The organism is uncultured Aurantimicrobium sp., from assembly GCF_936931525.1.
In the GTDB taxonomy this organism is placed as follows: Bacteria; Actinomycetota; Actinomycetes; order Actinomycetales; family Microbacteriaceae; genus Aurantimicrobium.
The window spans coordinates 13,027-28,262 of record NZ_CAKZII010000013.1 but is presented as its reverse complement, the minus strand read 5'-3'; the positions used below and the strand labels follow the sequence as shown (position 1 = coordinate 28,262).

The following is a 15,236-nucleotide window of genomic DNA, read 5'->3' as shown; positions in this document are numbered from 1 at the left end:
GCACGCACCAGCGAAGACACCCTTGCCACGATGGAAGCCATCGGGGAAGCCCGAGAACGTATTGATGCCAACGTGGCACCGGCCTTGGCCATGGAAGCTCTCTTGATTCGTGCTTCACGCAGCGAAGTTCCTGCATGAGCTTGAAGGCTATTCTCAAGGGCCTCGCCCTTGCCGCCGTCGCTGTGACGCTCACTGCCTGCTCTGGGGGAGTTGTTCCTGAGCCCTCGCTGTCACCTGAGGTTATTCCGGCGGAATATCAGCAGTTTTACACCCAAGACGTGAGCTGGTCTGACTGCCATGAGGAGATGGAATGCGCAACCGTGTCTGCTCCTCTGAACTGGGCAGAACCTGCGGGGGAGACCATTGAACTTGCCCTCGTTCGCCACCTCGCAAGCTCATCGAAGAAACTGGGCTCCCTATTTGTGAACCCAGGCGGTCCAGGTGTTTCTGGAGTCGACTTTGTTGCTGGTTCCCTCGACTATGCCGTTACTGGTGCGGTGAAAAAGAACTACGACGTGATCGGTTTTGATCCTCGTGGAGTGGGTGCATCAACTCCTGTTGTGTGTGTTGAATCTGATGCGCAGATGGATGAGTTCCTTTTTGGAACTTTAGATTCAGTTCGTGCAAGCCCTGATTGGTTCGCCCAGCGCGAGAGTGCTAGCGCTGAGTTTGCCCAAGGTTGCCTCGAGCGGACAGGTGACGTGCTCGCTCATGTGGACACGATCAGTGCTGCACATGATCTGGACATGATGCGTGCAGTGGTGGGCGATCGCCAGCTGAATTACTTGGGATACTCCTATGGCACTTTGCTAGGAGCTGTCTATGCCGAGAACTTCCCCGGCAATGTGGGACGCATGGTGTTGGACGGTGCTCTTGATCCTTCCTCAACGAGCTTCGATGTGACTCTGAATCAATCCATTGGATTTGAAAACGCCCTTCGGGCATACCTCACTGATTGTCTTGAATCAGATGAATGTCCCTTGAGCGGCAGCGTTGACCAGGCGATGAATGAAGTCGGGCAACTCTTAGTTCAACTCGACGAATCGCCCCTGATTGCCAGCGACGGCAGGGAGCTCAGTGCAGATGCCATGCTCACGGCCATCATCGCTCCGCTCTATAACCCAGATGCCTGGAGCTTCCTCTCGGATGTCTTTGCCACCGTTGCCGAGGGCGAGGCTGATACTGCTTATGGTTCGGTTGATCGGTATTACAACCGCGGAGATGATGGAACCTATCTCGATAATTCGACGGAAGCTTTCCTCGCCATCAACTGCCTCGACTATCCCGTGACGAAAGATCCCGCCCAATGGGCCAAGGATGCCCAGGAACTTGCCCGTCAAGCACCGGTCATTGGGCCGTATCTCTCCTATGGGGATCAGCTGTGCTCGCAATGGCCATTTCCTGCCGTGCTTTCTCCGCACAAAATCTCTGCACAAGGCGCGGGAGACATTCTCGTCGTAGGCACCACCGGGGACCCCGCAACCCCATACCGCTGGGCGCAGAGCTTGGCTGCTCAACTCGAAGGTGGTCACCTGGTTACCTACACAGGTGAAGGCCACACGGCATATAACAAGTCGAATTCCTGCGTGAATGACGCAGTGGATGGATTCTTACTCCGGGGGAAAGTTCCCTCTGCAGATCCGAAGTGTTAGTTCTCTAACCGAGCGATGCGCTCTTCCACGAGCGGACTTGACCCAAAGCAGGCACGCAGTGCTTGGGCAACGGTGGGGCGGGAGAACTTTTGCGCAGCGGCGTCATCTGCCAAGAGTTCAGTCGTGATGCGAGTTGCTTGCGCCATGCGCTCACTGGCAGAGAATCCAGGGGCAACCGCCATCGCAAGCACTCCTGCTGCGCGGATGACACCGTGGTGTTGATCAAGGTGTGCTTGCTCATGAGCAAGAGCGGCCCGCAGGAGCTCCGGGCTCAGAGATGAAATCACATGGGAACTCACCATGATGCACTGTGAGCTGGGAACAGCCATCAACAGAGTTTCACTTGAATCAAAGATCAACACTCGGTGACCGGAGAGCTCCGTAATCTGTCCACGCGGAATCAGCAGCGCGAATTGCTCGTTGAGAGTGCGTCGGGAGGTTCTGAGTTCTCCCAGGGCGGCACCGAAGCGAAAAATCAAGACTCCCAAAACCGCTAAGGCGATCCAACCAAAAACGTTGATCAGGATGGGCACAATAATCCGAGCGGAATAGCTTTCTTCCACATGCTGTGCAAGCGCAAGGGTCACTAGGCCGCCGAGTGCAATGAGCAGGGAGAGGGCAGCTATGCCGAGAGAGATGAACCAGGCATACAGAACAAACCCGGGCCGTTTACTCACCAGCTCAGGATTAGCGAGGGCTCGAGGAACGAACAAGGAGATTGCGGCATAGATCGCAATCAGAAAGACAATTGTTCGAAGTTCCATCACTTCAAACTAACTGTTATTTGCCGTCGTCGATTGCCTTACGCAGGAATGCGCGGTCTTCCTCAGAAAGGGTTCCTGCGAAGAGGAGGAGTGCTGCAACATGGTCATCTGCGCTCTGCAGTGCAGAGTTCATGGTGGAGGTGACGTGAGCTACGCGGCTCTGCGCTGCAGTGAAGGTCTGACTACGGCCCCCGGTCGATTCTTTGATGACCTGTCCTTTGCCGCACATGCGATCGAGCACGGTGATCAACGTGGTGATGGCAGGGATGTTCTCAGTGAACTTGGCCTGGACCTCTTTGGCGGTCATGGGGGCATTTTGTTGCCACAGGATTGTCATGATGTCGGCTTCGAGTTCACCTCGGTTGCGTTGAGTGGTCATGATTTCTCCTGAGTTGTTTTTTCTACGACTTGTAGAATACTATCAGTGTTCTACGTTACGTAGAATATACCTGAACAAAGGAATTGAATTGAAGAACTCAACTTCCGCCACAAAGCGCGGATTCTCTCTGGTAGCTGTGGCCATCGCTGCACTCGCACTTGTCGGCTGTGCACCAGCAACCCCTGAGCCCGTCACCCCCACCGCTTCCGATGTGTGGATTAAGGCTGTTCCCGAACTCATGGACGGCATGGCTATGACCGGTGTCTTCATGACCCTCGAGAACCCTTCTGACGAAGACATTGAACTCGTCGGCGCAACCAACACCACTGAAGGCCTTTCTGAGACCCCCATGGAAATCCACGAAGTAGTCAAGGGCGATGACGGCGAAATGGTGATGCAGGAAGTTGAAGGCGGCATTGTTATCCCCGCCAAGGGCTCCGTTACTCTCAAGCCCGGTGGATACCACGTCATGTACTGGGATCTCCTCAAGCCCATCCCCGTTGGTAGCCACGTCACCTTGACTCTCGAGTTCTCCAATGGAACAACTCTTGATGTCGACGCTGTAGCCCGCGACATCTCCACCTACGCAGGCTAAGGACGCCCACCAAGCTCTCAGATGAGCTTGTTAGGTTAGAACTATGACTCAGACGCCAGTGGAAGACAGCGAAACTTCGGGAGTATCCCGCAGAGGTTTCCTGGCTTCCGCTGGCGTCGTTTCTAGTTATGTCGCAGCAGGTGTTGCAGGTTTTGCAGGCGGTGCCCTGACGGTGAATGCTGCACAGGCATCAACCCCTGAAAAAGAAGCACAGCTCCGAGCTCAACAGCAGTCAGCAACGATCCCTTTCTATGGCGAATACCAAGCCGGGATCATGACTCCGCTGCAGGCTTACGGAACATATGCCGCCTTTACTCTGAAACCCAGCACCACTCTCGAACAAGCTCGTTCGATGATGCAGTTGCTCACGGACGATGCCGCACGTTTAGCCAAGGGAAAGCCCACTCTGCCCGATGGTGAGCCCTACTTGGCCACCGAGCCAGCACGCCTCACCTCAACTTTTGGCTTTGGCCCAGGCTTCTTCAGCAAGCTGGGACTCCAGGGAGGCATGCCCGCAGGTTTTGCTGAACTTCCCACTTTCTCCATCGACAAACTTCAGCCCGAATTCAGTGGTGGAGATCTAGTCATTCACGTGGGTGCAGACAATCCGCTCACTGTTGCCCACGCTGCGCGTCAGCTCAGCCGAACAGCTCACACTTTCGCTGAGCCACTGTGGTCGCAAACAGGGTTCAACCGCCCGCAATACGGCGTTCCCTCGGATCAGACCGGTCGCAACCTGTTTGGTCAGGTCGATGGCACCGTCAACCCTCGCTCTGCCAAAGAATTCGATAGCCAGGTCTGGGCAACCTCCGGACCCCAGTGGTTTAGAGATGGTACCTGCCTGGTTGTTCGCCGTATCCAGATGGACTTTGCTGGTTGGGACAAACTTGACGATACGAAGAAGGAAACGGCCATGGGCCGCAACCTTCACAACGGTGCACCCTTGACCGGGACCAAAGAATTCGACACACCTGACCTCAAGGCCACATACGAGAACGGAATGCCGGTTATTGCTTCCTTTGCTCACGTACGCAGAGCAAAGACAGACAATCCTGCAGAGAAGTTCCTGCGACGCCCCTTGAACTACGAAGATGGCTTGCTTCCTTCGGGGGAACCCAACGCAGGTCTGATCTTTGCCGCTTATATGGCAGATATTCAGAAGCAATTCGTTCCTGTTCAGCAACGTTTGGCAGACTTAGACCTCATGAATACGTGGACGACCCCCATCGGGTCGGCGGTGTTTGCACTCCCTCCTGGCTGTCAGCCAGGAGGCTATATCGGAGAAGGGCTCCTCGGATGATCCGTCGTATTGCTTCCGTCATCGCCACAGCATTGATGGCACTTTTTGTCGTGGTGGGAACCACCTCAATGGCACACGCTCACTCAGACACCTTCCAGTCAGTGCCAGCAAATGATTCTGTGGTTTCGACCCCAGTAGTCGAACTGCAGTTCACGTTCGTCGAAGCGGTTCAACAGGAGTTTGCCCCCGAAGTCTCTCTGGTGAATGCAGACGGTGCTGTTGCAGAGCTAGGTGCTCCCACCTTTGATGTGACCGGCGCCACCATGACTGTGCCTGTCGTTTCTGGTGCGTTGCCCAATGGCAGCTACACCGCGAGTTACCGCATTGTGTCTCAAGATGGACACCCTGCTTCTGGTTCCATCACCTTCACTGTCGAAGGTTCCGATGCGGATCCTCTGGCTGAAGCTGTGCCTGCTGAAGAAGAAGCTGTAGTGACGGAAGCCGATGAAGAGCTGATGGTGACCTCCAGCGGCGCTGAAGGCGACAACGGTCAACTTCAGCTTGCTTTGGGCCTTGGTGCCGCTGGCGCAGTTGCTCTTGCTGCTGTTCTCGTGATTGTTGCGCTGCGCCGCCGCCGCAATTCCTCGACGAAGTAGCTTTTCTCAAGTTTCAGCTGGAGAAACCAAGCTACTAAGCTTGAAAACTGTTCCGCCTCGTGCGGTTCGCGCCGCCTTAGCTCAGTTGGTAGAGCGATTCCCTCGTAAAGAATAGGTCAGGGGTTCAATTCCCCTAGGCGGCCCCATCGCAATTTCTACCGCGTAATTTATTGCCTTTCAAAGGGGAAACACATGAAGGACTGGACACCTAAACTCTGGCTCCGCATCCTGCTACCAACCGTTCTCGTGGTTGTGTGGTTCGCTATCGCCGGCTTGGGTGGTCCCACCTTCGGCAAGATCTCTGAGGTCTCTACCAACGACCAGGCTGGTTTCTTGCCTGCCAGTGCGCAGAGCACCGAGGTCAACGACTGGCAGACCAAGTTCAACGACTCTGAGAACATCCCTGCCATCGTGGTTTTCCAGAAAGACTCTGGAGAAGTGACGGACGCGGACAAGGTTAAGTTTGATGAACTGACCTCCACGCTCGAAGAGGCAGAGGGTGTTGCTCCCACCGTTGAAGGACAAGTTCCTTCCGTGCTGGGCCCCACATACTCTGAAGATGGTCAAGCCGTTGAATACCTCGTCTTCTACTCGGCAAGTGGCGAGGAACTCCTCAGCAGCATTAACGGTCTTCGTGCCGAGTTGGCAGACGTTACTCCAGCTGGTTTCACGTCCTATGTGACAGGCCCTGGTGGTCTCCTTGCTGACTTCGTCAGTGGCTTCGCTGGTATCGATGGCATCTTGCTGATTGTGGCCCTGCTGGCAGTGTTCATTATTTTGCTGGTTGTCTACCGTGCTCTGCTGTTGCCTGTCTTGGTCCTGTTGACCTCAGTCTTCGCACTGTCCGGGTCAATCCTGGGTATTTACTACCTCGCCCTCAACGACATCATTAAGGTCAACGGGCAGAGCCAGGGAATCCTTTCGATTCTGGTTATTGGTGCAGCAACCGACTACGCCCTGCTCTTTGTTGCCCGCTACCGCGAGGCTCTCTTCGAAGTCCAGAACAAGTGGTCGGCGCTAGGCCGAGCATTCAAGGGTGCTTTTGAGCCCATCTTTGCCTCTGCCGCAACCGTTATTGCTGCGCTGCTCTGCCTCTTGTTCTCTGACCTCAACTCCAACAAGTCACTGGGCCCCATTGCCGCATTCGGTATTGGTTTCGCCTTCTTGGCAGCGATCAGCTTCCTGCCTGCATTGCTTGCCATCTTTGGTCGCGCCGCATTCTGGCCTTTTATGCCTAAGCCTGGAAAGAAGAAGGTTGCGGCCGTTGAGCCTGACACTCTTCCTGGCCTCGAGGGTGTTCGTGGTCTCTGGAAGGGCGTGGGTAACCTCGTCGGAAAGAAGCCTCGTGCAACCTGGATCATCACTTTGGTCGTTCTTCTTGCTGCCATTGCTGGCCTGCCAGGACTTAAGGCCAGTGGTATTCCTCAGACCGATCTTCTTCTGGGTAACAACATTGAATCTGTCGATGGTCAGGAAGTCTTGGCTCAGCACTTCGATGCTGGCGACGGCTCACCCGTGATCATCATCGCGGACGAGTCCAAGATGGACGCTGTGATGTCAGCTGCAGAAGCAACTGACGGAATTTCTAAGGTCACTGTTCAGGCAGATGCAGAAGCGATGACTGCGGCATACAAGAAGGCAGCTGAAGACGCTGCAGCAGCTGCGGCTGCTGCCTATGCCAGCGGCCCTCCCGCTGCCGGTGCCCCTTCTGCTTTCGTGATGCCTGAGATTGAAACCATTCCTCAGGTAGTTGACGGCAAGGTTCTGATCAGCGCAAACCTGACCTACCAGGCTGACTCCAAGGAAGCCGAGAACGTCGTCGAGCAGATGCGTGTCGACCTGGCAACCGTGGACCCTTCGGTTCTCGTCGGTGGTGAGACAGCTATTGCTCTCGACACCAACAACACAGCTGAAGCTGACCTTGCCAAGATCATCCCCATCGTGTTGGTTGTGATCTTCATCATCCTGATGCTGTTGCTGCGTTCGATTGTGGCTCCTTTGCTGTTGATCTTCACCGTTGTGGTGAGCTTCGCAGCAACCATGGGGCTGTCCGCAATCTTCTTCAACAACGTGTTTGGTTTCCCTGGTGCTGATGCGAGCGTTCCGCTGTTTGGATTCGTTTTCTTGGTCGCGTTGGGTATTGACTACAACATCTTCTTGATGACGCGTGTGCGGGAGGAAAGCCTCAAGATTGGCACGCGTCCGGGAATCTTGAAGGGCCTCACCGTCACTGGTGGCGTCATCACCTCAGCAGGTATCGTGCTGGCGGCAACCTTCGCTGCACTGGGTGTTATTCCACTGCTGTTCCTGGTTCAGCTGGCCTTCATCGTCTCGGTTGGTGTCATCATTGACACCGTTCTGGTGCGCACGCTCTTGGTTCCTGCCATGGCGTATGACATCGGACCCAAGATCTGGTGGCCGAGCAAACTTGGCCGCGAAGCCAAGTAACGAGCTCAACCCGTAACTTCAGCCCCCTAGAAATAGGGGGCTGAGTGCTTGTAATATCGTTTGAGTACGAACGACCTCTTTATTCCGCACCTATTTTGCGATTAGAATAAGGAATTCGTAGAAAAGGTGAAGAATGTCAACGATTTCCGAATCAGAACTGCTCTCTAAGGTCCCATCTCAGCTGTATATCAACGGTCAGTGGATCGACGCTACCGGTGGCAAAACGGTTGATGTGCACGACCCTGCAACCGGTCTGGTCATCAAGAGCATTGCTGACGCTTCCCCCGCAGATGGCATGAAGGCCCTGGACGCTGCTGTAGCGGCACAGGACGCCTGGGCAGCCACTGCGCCTCGTGTCCGTAGCGACATCCTCCGTAAGGCGTTTGAGCGCGTTCAGGAGCTCAAAGACGAGTTTGCTCTCCTGATGACCCTCGAGATGGGTAAACCCCTCGCAGAAGCCATTGGAGAGGTGAACTACGGTTCTGAATTCCTTCGTTGGTTCAGTGAAGAAGCCGTGCGCATTACTGGCCGCTACGGCACCAACCCTGAAGGCACTGGTCGCACCATCGTGACCCAGATGCCCGTTGGTCCCTGCTACCTGATTACCCCCTGGAACTTCCCTCTTGCTATGGCAACGCGCAAGATCGCCCCCGCGCTTGCCGCTGGTTGCACCGTCGTGGTCAAGCCCGCAACCCTGACTCCTCTCACCACCCTCTACTTCGTGAAGATTCTGGAAGAGTGCGGAGTTCCCGCAGGCGTCGTCAACGTGTTCACCACTTCCACGACTGCTGCTGTGTCAGACCCCATCGTTACCGACAAGCGTCTGCGTAAGCTCTCCTTCACCGGTTCCACCGGTGTGGGCCAATCGCTGATGAAGCTCGCTGCTGAAAATGTTCTTCGCACCTCGATGGAACTCGGTGGAAACGCGCCATTCCTCGTATTCGAAGATGCTGATCTCGACAAGGCAGTTGACGGCGTCATGATTGCGAAGTTCCGCAACATCGGCCAGGCCTGCACCGCAGCCAACCGCGTGATTGTGCACGAAAGTGTGGCAGCTGAGTTTGCTCAGAAGGTCACCGAGCGCGTGAAGGCCATGAAGATTGGTCGCGGCACCGAAGAAGGTGTCACCATTGGCCCCCTCATCGACACCAAGGCAGTGGCCAAGGCAAACGAACTCGTTCAGGACGCTGTGTCCAAGGGCGCAACCGTGCTCACCGGTGGCAAAGCCATCGAGGGTGCTGGCACCTTCTATGAGCCCACCGTGCTGACCGGTGTCACGTCAGGTGCAGACATCATGACTGAAGAGATCTTCGGTCCTGTGCTCTCCATCACCACCTTCAAGACAGAAGAAGAAGGCATCAACATCGCCAATGACACCGAATACGGTCTTATTGGCTATGTCTACACCGAAGACTTCAAGCGCGGTCAGCGTCTGATTGAGAAGCTGCAGACCGGCATGATGGGCCTCAACGCGGGTGTCATCTCCAACGCTTCTGCCCCCTTTGGTGGCGTGAAGATGTCTGGTCTTGGCCGTGAAGGTGGCTTTGAAGGAATCAACGAGTACCTCTCCACGAAGTACACCATGACACCCAATCCTTTTGCCTAACCTCTTCGCCTAAACACGAACACATGAAGAAGGCCCCTCCAATTGGAGGGGCCTTCTTTGTCTGTCTTGTGAGGATTACACGAGCAGCTGGTGCTTTGCGAGCTCCTTGTAGAGGGGAGTGGTGTTGACCAGATCCGAATGTGTACCTGTTCCGACCACAGCACCGTTTTCCAGCACAATGATCTGATCACTGTCAACCACAGTGGAGAGACGGTGAGCAATGATGATGAGGGTGCGGTCCTGCGCCACGCGATCAATCGCCTCACGCATGAGCTGTTCGTTCGCACCATCCAAGCTGGAGGTGGACTCATCAAGCAGGAGCACAGGAGGTGCTGCCAACAGTGCACGCGCAATTGCGAGACGCTGACGTTCACCACCGGAAAGCATGACGCCCTCTTCGCCCACAGGGGCGTCGAGGCCTAGGCCACTGCGTTCGAGCACGGTGGAGAGGTTCACGTCTTCGAGCACAGCAATGCACTGCTCGTCTGTGGCATTAGGCGAGCCCAGCAAGAGGTTGTCGCGCAGTGAACCGGCAAGAACGGGAGCATCCTGTTCGACATAGCCAATCTGTGCACGGAGGTCTTCGCGAGGAAGTGCCTTGATGTCCACGCCGCCTAAGCGGATCTCACCCGAATTGGGATCGTAGAAACGTTCAATGAGCCCCAAGATGGTGGACTTACCAGCACCCGAAGGACCAACCAGTGCTGCACGAGTTCCGTGAGCAACAGAGAAGGAGACACCCTTGAGAATCTCAGGAGCATCAATCTCCGGCTTGGCTTCTTCAGCAAGAGCTTCACCTGCGGCACCGCCAGCTTTGATCCGTGCCTTCTCTGCACGGGAAAGCTTGGAGATGGGGTCAGTTGTGCTCTCATCTTCCTCAACAGGAAGGACCTGCTTGGGATAAGAGAACTTCACGTCCACAAACTCCACGGCAACGGGAGAGTTCTTCACAGCACCACGAGCACCGCCATCAAGAACAGCGAGGGGAGCCAGGTCGCGGTCAAATTCACCTTCACTCGGCAGAGCAATGATTTCCTGAATACGACCCAGGGCACCCAGTGCGGCGTTCACCGAAGTAATCGCACCAAAGGCTTGACCTAAAGGCATGATCATCATGAACAAGAACAGGATGAAGGTCACCAGGTTGGCAACCGTGATGGCACCAGAAGCAACGCGGTAGCCGCCCACACCGAGCACGGTGAGGAATGCCACCTGCATGGCGATACCGGCAACGGGAACAACAAGGGCTGAGATCTTGGCGACCTTGATGCCCATTCGGTAGGCACCTTCGGCTTCTTCTTCAACAACCTTGATTTCGCGGTTGGTGGCATTCGCAGCACGGACGGTGCGCACGGCAGAGATTGCACGCTCAACCGAGGCAGCAAGCTCACCCACTTTGGCCTGTGCCTTGCGGCTGGCCACACGAATACGCCTGGAAAGCACGGTCACAATCGTGATCGCGCTGAACACAACAAGAACCGTGAGACCCAGAAGAACAGGGTCAAGAATGGCCATGGCAATGATGGAACCGACAAAGGTCAAAGATCCACCAATTGCTTCGACCAAACCCTGGGTGAGGACAGCACGGAGCAAAGTGGTGTCAGAGCCCACTCGTGAGACGAGGTCTCCGGTGCGACGGGTGTCGAATTCGCTAATCGGCAGACGCAGAATGCGCGCCACCAAGCGGCGACGAGATGAGAGAACAACACCTTCACCGGTGCGCTGGAGAAGATAGTGCTGGAAGCCATTGATCAGCGCGGTGGCAACAACGAGACCAATCAGCAACCAGACCAGGTTGCCCATGAGTTCACCCGCACTCACGCGGTTGATGACCTGCCCGACCAGAAGTGGCTGGGCAAGTGATGCACCTGCGCCAATCACGCTGAGCACGATGACGAAGGAGAGAACCTTCTTGTGTTCGAGCAGATAGGGCATCAACTGCCCAAAGCTCGCTTTGGGTGCAGAGGACTTATTTTCCGGGGTCGACGAACGACGACCCATGCGGGGTGAGCTCATCAGGTCCTAGTTACCAGGCGACAGCGAGAACGACGTTAAGCAGGGTCAGACCACCGATGCTCCAGAGAACCCAGGATGGTGCAACCTCACGCTTGCGGAAGACGATTGCCAGAACCGTGATCACGATGAGCACAGAAAGCTTGACCGCAATCTTGGTGTTGTTGACTTCTTCATCCTCGATGAGGCCTGCAGAGTAGATACCGGTCAGGGCAAGGCCGGTGACCAGCTGAAGGTATGAACCATCGAGCATGCCGCGCAGAACGCGGCCCTTGCCCTTGGCGATGTCCTTGATCTGAACCAGGAATGAACCCAGCAGATAAGAAAGACCAACGAAGTGCAGGATGACGAGGATTGTGACTAAAAGTTCCATATCCCCAGCCTAACCACTAGCCCCGGATGGCGCGAAGGGTCACAGCTGTTTCCAAGGCGGCAATTGCTGCCTCTGCACCCTTGTCTTCCTTGGAATCGGGCAGTCCTGCACGGTCCAAGCCCTGCTGTTCGTCATCGAGGGTCAGCACACCGAAGCCGACAGGCTTTCCGGTGTCGAGCGAAACTCGGGTCAGTCCACTGGTGGCAGCGTCTGAGACAAACTCGAAGTGAGGAGTACCACCACGGATAATGACGCCGAGGGCAACCACTGCGTCAGCGCCTGCCTCGAGGACAGCTTTGCTCACCACGGGAAGCTCAAAGCTTCCGGCCACGCGAACCAGAGAGTGCGAAGCACCACTGGCTTCGAGGGTGCGCTGAGCAGATGCAATCATCGCGTTGGTGATGACGTCGTGCCACTGGCCGGCAACGATCACGACGTTGAGACCAGAGCCATCAACAGTAATTTCGGGGGAGCCTGCGCCACTCATGCGGTGACCTCCTTAGCTTTGGGGGTTGAATCAATTGCGGGAAGTGTTCCGGGAAGCTGGTGACCCATGCGGTCGCGCTTCACGTTGAGGTATCCGGTGTTGAACTCGCCCAAGCCAACTACCAAGGGAACAAGTCCATTGATCGTGATGCCGAACTGTTCCAACTGGCGCTTCTTTTCAGGATTGTTGCTGAGCAAGCGGACAGAGCGAATGCCCATCTCATCAAGCATGCGTGCTGCAGCGGTGTAGTCACGGGCATCTGCCGGGAAGCCGAGCGCCAAGTTGGCGTCCAGAGTGTCAAGGCCTTGCTCCTGGAGCTTGTAGGCCTTGAACTTGTTGACCAAGCCGATACCGCGGCCTTCCTGGCCGCGCATGTAGAGCACAACACCACCTGCGGGGTCGGCTTCAATCATGCGGAGGGCTTCATCCAACTGAGGACCACACTCGCACTTGAGCGAGTGCAGTGCTTCACCGGTCAAGCACTCTGAGTGCACGCGCACGAGCACATCTTCCCCGTCGGGGTTTCCCGCAACAATCGCCACGTGGTCTGTGCCCGTGGCCTGGTCGCGATAGCCGCGCATGCGGAAGGTGCCATTTTCGGTGGGGACATTGGTCTCCACTTCGAACGCAACGCGGTGAGCGTCAAGCTCACCTTCGATGCGAGCGGGGAGTGGGTGAGCCTCGAGGTAGTCAATGAGAGCAGCCACCGTGGTGAGAGGCACATTCTCGCGTTCGGAAAGCTCTTCCAGACCTGGCATACGCATCATGTCGCCGTCCTCGGCCACGATCTCCGCAATGACACCTACTGGTTGCAGACCAGCCAGACGCATGAGATCAACAGCTGCCTCGGTGTGGCCAGGACGTTCTTGAACGCCGCCATCTACTGCACGCAGGGGAAGCACGTGTCCTGGGCGGATGAGGTCGTGGGGTACTGAGCCAGGATTGGCCAACACCTGCATGGTGAGTGCACGATCTGACGCGCTGATACCCGTGGTGGTGCCTTCGGCAGCATCCACGGTGATTGTGTAGGCGGTCTTGCGTGTGTCCTGGTTGCGCTCAATCATGATGGGCAGGTTCAGGCGGTCTGCCACATCGCGCGACATTGGAGCACAGAGCAAACCGGAGGAGTGCTTCACAATCCAGGCAATCGATTCTTTCGTGGCGAACTGGGCGGCCATGATGGCGTCGCCCTCGTTTTCGCGGCCTTCATCATCGGCAACGAGCACGATGCGACCAGCCTTGAGTGCTTCAAGCACTTCGGGGATAGGAGTGAGAGCCATGTTAGGCACCTGCATTCTGTTGGGGAAGGAAGGCCAGCATGCGTGCGACCTGACGGGCAATAATGTCGGTTTCGAGGTTGACGGTGTCGCCGACGGAACGAAGTCCGAGCGTGGTCACCGCGAGGGTTTCAGGAATGAGAGAAACCTCAAACCACTGGGAAGCTTCAGAAGGAGCACTGATCGTGCTCACAGTCAGAGAAACGCCATCCACGGTGATGGAACCCTTGTCCACCAGCAGGGGAGCGAGTTCACGGCTCAAACCAAAGCGAACCACAGTCCAGTCTTCACTGGGAGTAATGGACAAAACTTCGGCAGTGCCATCAACGTGTCCCTGCACGATGTGGCCGCCCAGGCGACTACCCAGTTCGGCAGCACGCTCAAGGTTGACCGCAAGACCCACAGTTGCATTGCGCATCGTGGACATGGCCAGGGTCTGCTCCATCACATCTGCCGTAAATGAGGTTGCGTCGTGTTCAACCACGGTCAGGCAGACACCGCTGACGGCGATGGAGTCGCCCTGCTGAGCGCCCTGCAGTGCTTTCACGCCCGATACCGTCAGGCGCACGGCGTCTGGCTGCTGCTCAATCGCGGTGATGGTGCCACGTTCTTCAATGAGGCCGGTAAACATTACGCGTCCTTCCGGGTCGTCTTGGCGGTAATAAAAATGTCTGCTCCGAGAGGTTCCACAGAAGAAATCTCGACGTCGATGCGCTCAGAAAGTGTGCTCACACCCAGATCACCGAGAGCGACCTTGTCGCCACCCAGCAATACAGGGGCGAGGTAGATGTAGAGACGGTCAGCTAAGCCTGCAGCAATGAATGCACTGGCCAGAGTGGGCCCGCCCTCGACAAAGATCGAGCGGATGCCCTTGTCGAACATCTCGCTGAGGGCAGCGTGAAGATCGTTGTGACCAATGATGAGTGGTTCTAAAGGGTGCTGGTGAACCTGTGCGTCACCGGGCACGTTGCGTGTGCCAATGATGACGGGAATGGGCTGGTGGTCGTGGAGTTCACCTTCGGGAGTGCGAGCAGTGAGCGAAGGGTTATCTGCGAGAACTGTTCCCGTGCCCACCACGATGGCATCTGCGGCCGAGCGCTGTTCGTGCACGCGTGCACGAGATTCGGGTCCCGAGATCCACTGGCTGGTGCCATCGTGAGCTGCTGCGCGGCCATCCAGGCTCGCTGCCCACTTCACCGTGACGTGGGGGCGGTGCAGGCGTGCAGCCAGCATCCACTCTTCAAGAAGTTCTTCCACATCGTCTTCGAGAACACCACCGAGAACCTCGATACCGGCATCGCGCAGGCGCTGTGCACCACCAGAGGACGCGTGGCCAGGGTCGGTTGCTGCATAGACAACATGTGCCACACCAGCCTCGATGAGTGCTTGTGCACAGGGACCAGTTCGACCGGTGTGGTTACACGGTTCCAAGGTCACGACAAAGGTCGAACCCTGTGCTTGTTCAGGGGTGAGTTGGCTCAGCGCATCAACTTCAGCGTGGGCAGTGCCTGCACCGCGGTGCCAACCCTCAGCGATGATGGTGCCGGCTGAGTTCAGCACGACGCAACCCACCTGAGGATTCACACCATTGCTGGGGCCGTTGCCAGCCAGCGCGATGGCGCGACGCATCGCAGGCTCGTAGCCTGACGAAGGTGTTGTGTGGTCCATCTACCGGTGCTCTCATCTTGGTGAGGCGTGCTTCGGGTAGACGGGTGCCATGGCGACAACCGAACTCGGCAGGGTACA

General features: G+C 56.4%; 14 protein-coding genes and 1 tRNA gene. 7 read left to right on the top strand and 8 right to left on the bottom strand.

The window, feature by feature from the left end; genetic code table 11:
• The first annotated feature begins 134 nt into the window (after positions 1 to 134).
• Positions 135 to 1,652 carry an alpha/beta hydrolase gene (locus Q0362_RS00645; RefSeq protein ID WP_298118636.1) on the top strand — a complete coding sequence of 506 codons (1,518 nt, stop codon included), beginning with the start codon at positions 135 to 137 and terminating at the stop codon, positions 1,650 to 1,652.
• Here Q0362_RS00645 and Q0362_RS00640 read toward each other — a convergent pair.
• Positions 1,649 to 2,416 (bottom strand): M48 family metalloprotease, encoded by a 768-nt coding sequence (locus Q0362_RS00640; RefSeq protein WP_298118633.1) that lies wholly within the window; start codon positions 2,414 to 2,416, stop codon positions 1,649 to 1,651. The two genes, Q0362_RS00645 and Q0362_RS00640, sit on opposite strands and share 4 nt — an antisense overlap.
• Positions 2,417 to 2,432: 16 nt before the next feature.
• Positions 2,433 to 2,795 (bottom strand): BlaI/MecI/CopY family transcriptional regulator, encoded by a 363-nt coding sequence (locus Q0362_RS00635; RefSeq protein ID WP_298118630.1) that lies wholly within the window; start codon positions 2,793 to 2,795, stop codon positions 2,433 to 2,435.
• 88 nt (positions 2,796 to 2,883) lie between these two features.
• Here Q0362_RS00635 and Q0362_RS00630 point away from each other — a divergent pair, with 88 nt between their 5' ends.
• The 6 genes from Q0362_RS00630 to Q0362_RS00605 all read left to right on the top strand — a co-directional run bounded on the left by Q0362_RS00630 (position 2,884) and on the right by Q0362_RS00605 (position 9,340).
• Complete coding sequence (locus Q0362_RS00630) at positions 2,884 to 3,390, top strand: copper chaperone PCu(A)C (protein ID WP_298118626.1); 507 nt, start codon at positions 2,884 to 2,886, stop codon at positions 3,388 to 3,390.
• A 43-nt stretch (positions 3,391 to 3,433) separates the two neighbouring features.
• Entirely contained in the window at positions 3,434 to 4,690 is a 1,257-nt protein-coding gene (locus Q0362_RS00625) for a Dyp-type peroxidase (RefSeq protein WP_298118623.1), read from the top strand.
• Positions 4,687 to 5,286, top strand: a complete 600-nt coding sequence (locus tag Q0362_RS00620; protein WP_298118620.1) for a copper resistance CopC family protein — start codon at positions 4,687 to 4,689, stop codon at positions 5,284 to 5,286. The genes Q0362_RS00625 and Q0362_RS00620 overlap by 4 nt, the downstream gene beginning before the upstream one ends.
• 70 nt (positions 5,287 to 5,356) lie before the next feature.
• A tRNA-Thr gene (locus Q0362_RS00615) sits at positions 5,357 to 5,432 on the top strand.
• 46 nt (positions 5,433 to 5,478) lie between these two features.
• Complete coding sequence (locus tag Q0362_RS00610) at positions 5,479 to 7,734, top strand: MMPL family transporter (RefSeq protein ID WP_298118617.1); 2,256 nt, start codon at positions 5,479 to 5,481, stop codon at positions 7,732 to 7,734.
• A 133-nt stretch (positions 7,735 to 7,867) separates the two neighbouring features.
• Complete coding sequence (locus Q0362_RS00605) at positions 7,868 to 9,340, top strand: NAD-dependent succinate-semialdehyde dehydrogenase (protein WP_298118614.1); 1,473 nt, start codon at positions 7,868 to 7,870, stop codon at positions 9,338 to 9,340.
• A 75-nt stretch (positions 9,341 to 9,415) separates the two neighbouring features.
• Here Q0362_RS00605 and Q0362_RS00600 read toward each other — a convergent pair whose 3' ends face one another.
• The 6 genes from Q0362_RS00600 to ribD are packed head-to-tail and all read right to left on the bottom strand — an operon-like array spanning position 9,416 to position 15,158.
• Positions 9,416 to 11,356: an ABC transporter ATP-binding protein gene (locus tag Q0362_RS00600; RefSeq protein ID WP_298118611.1), complete on the bottom strand. Its 1,941-nt coding sequence runs from the start codon at positions 11,354 to 11,356 to the stop codon at positions 9,416 to 9,418.
• Positions 11,357 to 11,366: 10 nt separating this feature from the next.
• Positions 11,367 to 11,726, bottom strand: coding sequence for a hypothetical protein (locus Q0362_RS00595; protein WP_298118608.1), 360 nt, complete (start codon positions 11,724 to 11,726; stop codon positions 11,367 to 11,369).
• 16 nt (positions 11,727 to 11,742) lie between these two features.
• Entirely contained in the window at positions 11,743 to 12,213 is a 471-nt protein-coding gene (gene ribH, locus Q0362_RS00590) for a 6,7-dimethyl-8-ribityllumazine synthase (RefSeq protein ID WP_298118605.1), read from the bottom strand.
• Positions 12,210 to 13,493, bottom strand: a complete 1,284-nt coding sequence (gene ribA / locus Q0362_RS00585) for a GTP cyclohydrolase II (RefSeq protein WP_298118602.1) — start codon at positions 13,491 to 13,493, stop codon at positions 12,210 to 12,212. The genes ribH and ribA overlap by 4 nt, the downstream gene beginning before the upstream one ends.
• 1 nt (position 13,494) lies before the next feature.
• Positions 13,495 to 14,121, bottom strand: coding sequence for a riboflavin synthase (locus Q0362_RS00580; protein WP_298118599.1), 627 nt, complete (start codon positions 14,119 to 14,121; stop codon positions 13,495 to 13,497).
• On the bottom strand, positions 14,121 to 15,158 hold the full coding sequence (gene ribD / locus Q0362_RS00575; RefSeq protein ID WP_298118596.1) for a bifunctional diaminohydroxyphosphoribosylaminopyrimidine deaminase/5-amino-6-(5-phosphoribosylamino)uracil reductase RibD: 1,038 nt from the start codon (positions 15,156 to 15,158) through the stop codon (positions 14,121 to 14,123). The genes Q0362_RS00580 and ribD overlap by 1 nt, the downstream gene beginning before the upstream one ends.
• Between the last annotated feature and the right edge of the window lie 78 nt (positions 15,159 to 15,236).

What these genes read in the sequence shown, in the direction of transcription:
- Q0362_RS00645 (WP_298118636.1), top strand. Translation starts at nt 135, where the DNA reads ATGAGCTTGAAGGCTATTCTCAAGGGCCTCGCCCTTGCCGCCGTCGCT.
- ribD (WP_298118596.1), bottom strand. Translation starts at nt 15,158, where the DNA reads ATGGACCACACAACACCTTCGTCAGGCTACGAGCCTGCGATGCGTCGC.
- Q0362_RS00610 (WP_298118617.1), top strand. Translation starts at nt 5,479, where the DNA reads ATGAAGGACTGGACACCTAAACTCTGGCTCCGCATCCTGCTACCAACC.
- ribH (WP_298118605.1), bottom strand. Translation starts at nt 12,213, where the DNA reads ATGAGTGGCGCAGGCTCCCCCGAAATTACTGTTGATGGCTCTGGTCTC.
- Q0362_RS00625 (WP_298118623.1), top strand. Translation starts at nt 3,434, where the DNA reads ATGACTCAGACGCCAGTGGAAGACAGCGAAACTTCGGGAGTATCCCGC.
- Q0362_RS00640 (WP_298118633.1), bottom strand. Translation starts at nt 2,416, where the DNA reads ATGGAACTTCGAACAATTGTCTTTCTGATTGCGATCTATGCCGCAATC.
- Q0362_RS00600 (WP_298118611.1), bottom strand. Translation starts at nt 11,356, where the DNA reads ATGAGCTCACCCCGCATGGGTCGTCGTTCGTCGACCCCGGAAAATAAG.
- Q0362_RS00595 (WP_298118608.1), bottom strand. Translation starts at nt 11,726, where the DNA reads ATGGAACTTTTAGTCACAATCCTCGTCATCCTGCACTTCGTTGGTCTT.
- Q0362_RS00620 (WP_298118620.1), top strand. Translation starts at nt 4,687, where the DNA reads ATGATCCGTCGTATTGCTTCCGTCATCGCCACAGCATTGATGGCACTT.
- Q0362_RS00580 (WP_298118599.1), bottom strand. Translation starts at nt 14,121, where the DNA reads ATGTTTACCGGCCTCATTGAAGAACGTGGCACCATCACCGCGATTGAG.
- ribA (WP_298118602.1), bottom strand. Translation starts at nt 13,493, where the DNA reads ATGGCTCTCACTCCTATCCCCGAAGTGCTTGAAGCACTCAAGGCTGGT.
- Q0362_RS00605 (WP_298118614.1), top strand. Translation starts at nt 7,868, where the DNA reads ATGTCAACGATTTCCGAATCAGAACTGCTCTCTAAGGTCCCATCTCAG.
- Q0362_RS00635 (WP_298118630.1), bottom strand. Translation starts at nt 2,795, where the DNA reads ATGACCACTCAACGCAACCGAGGTGAACTCGAAGCCGACATCATGACA.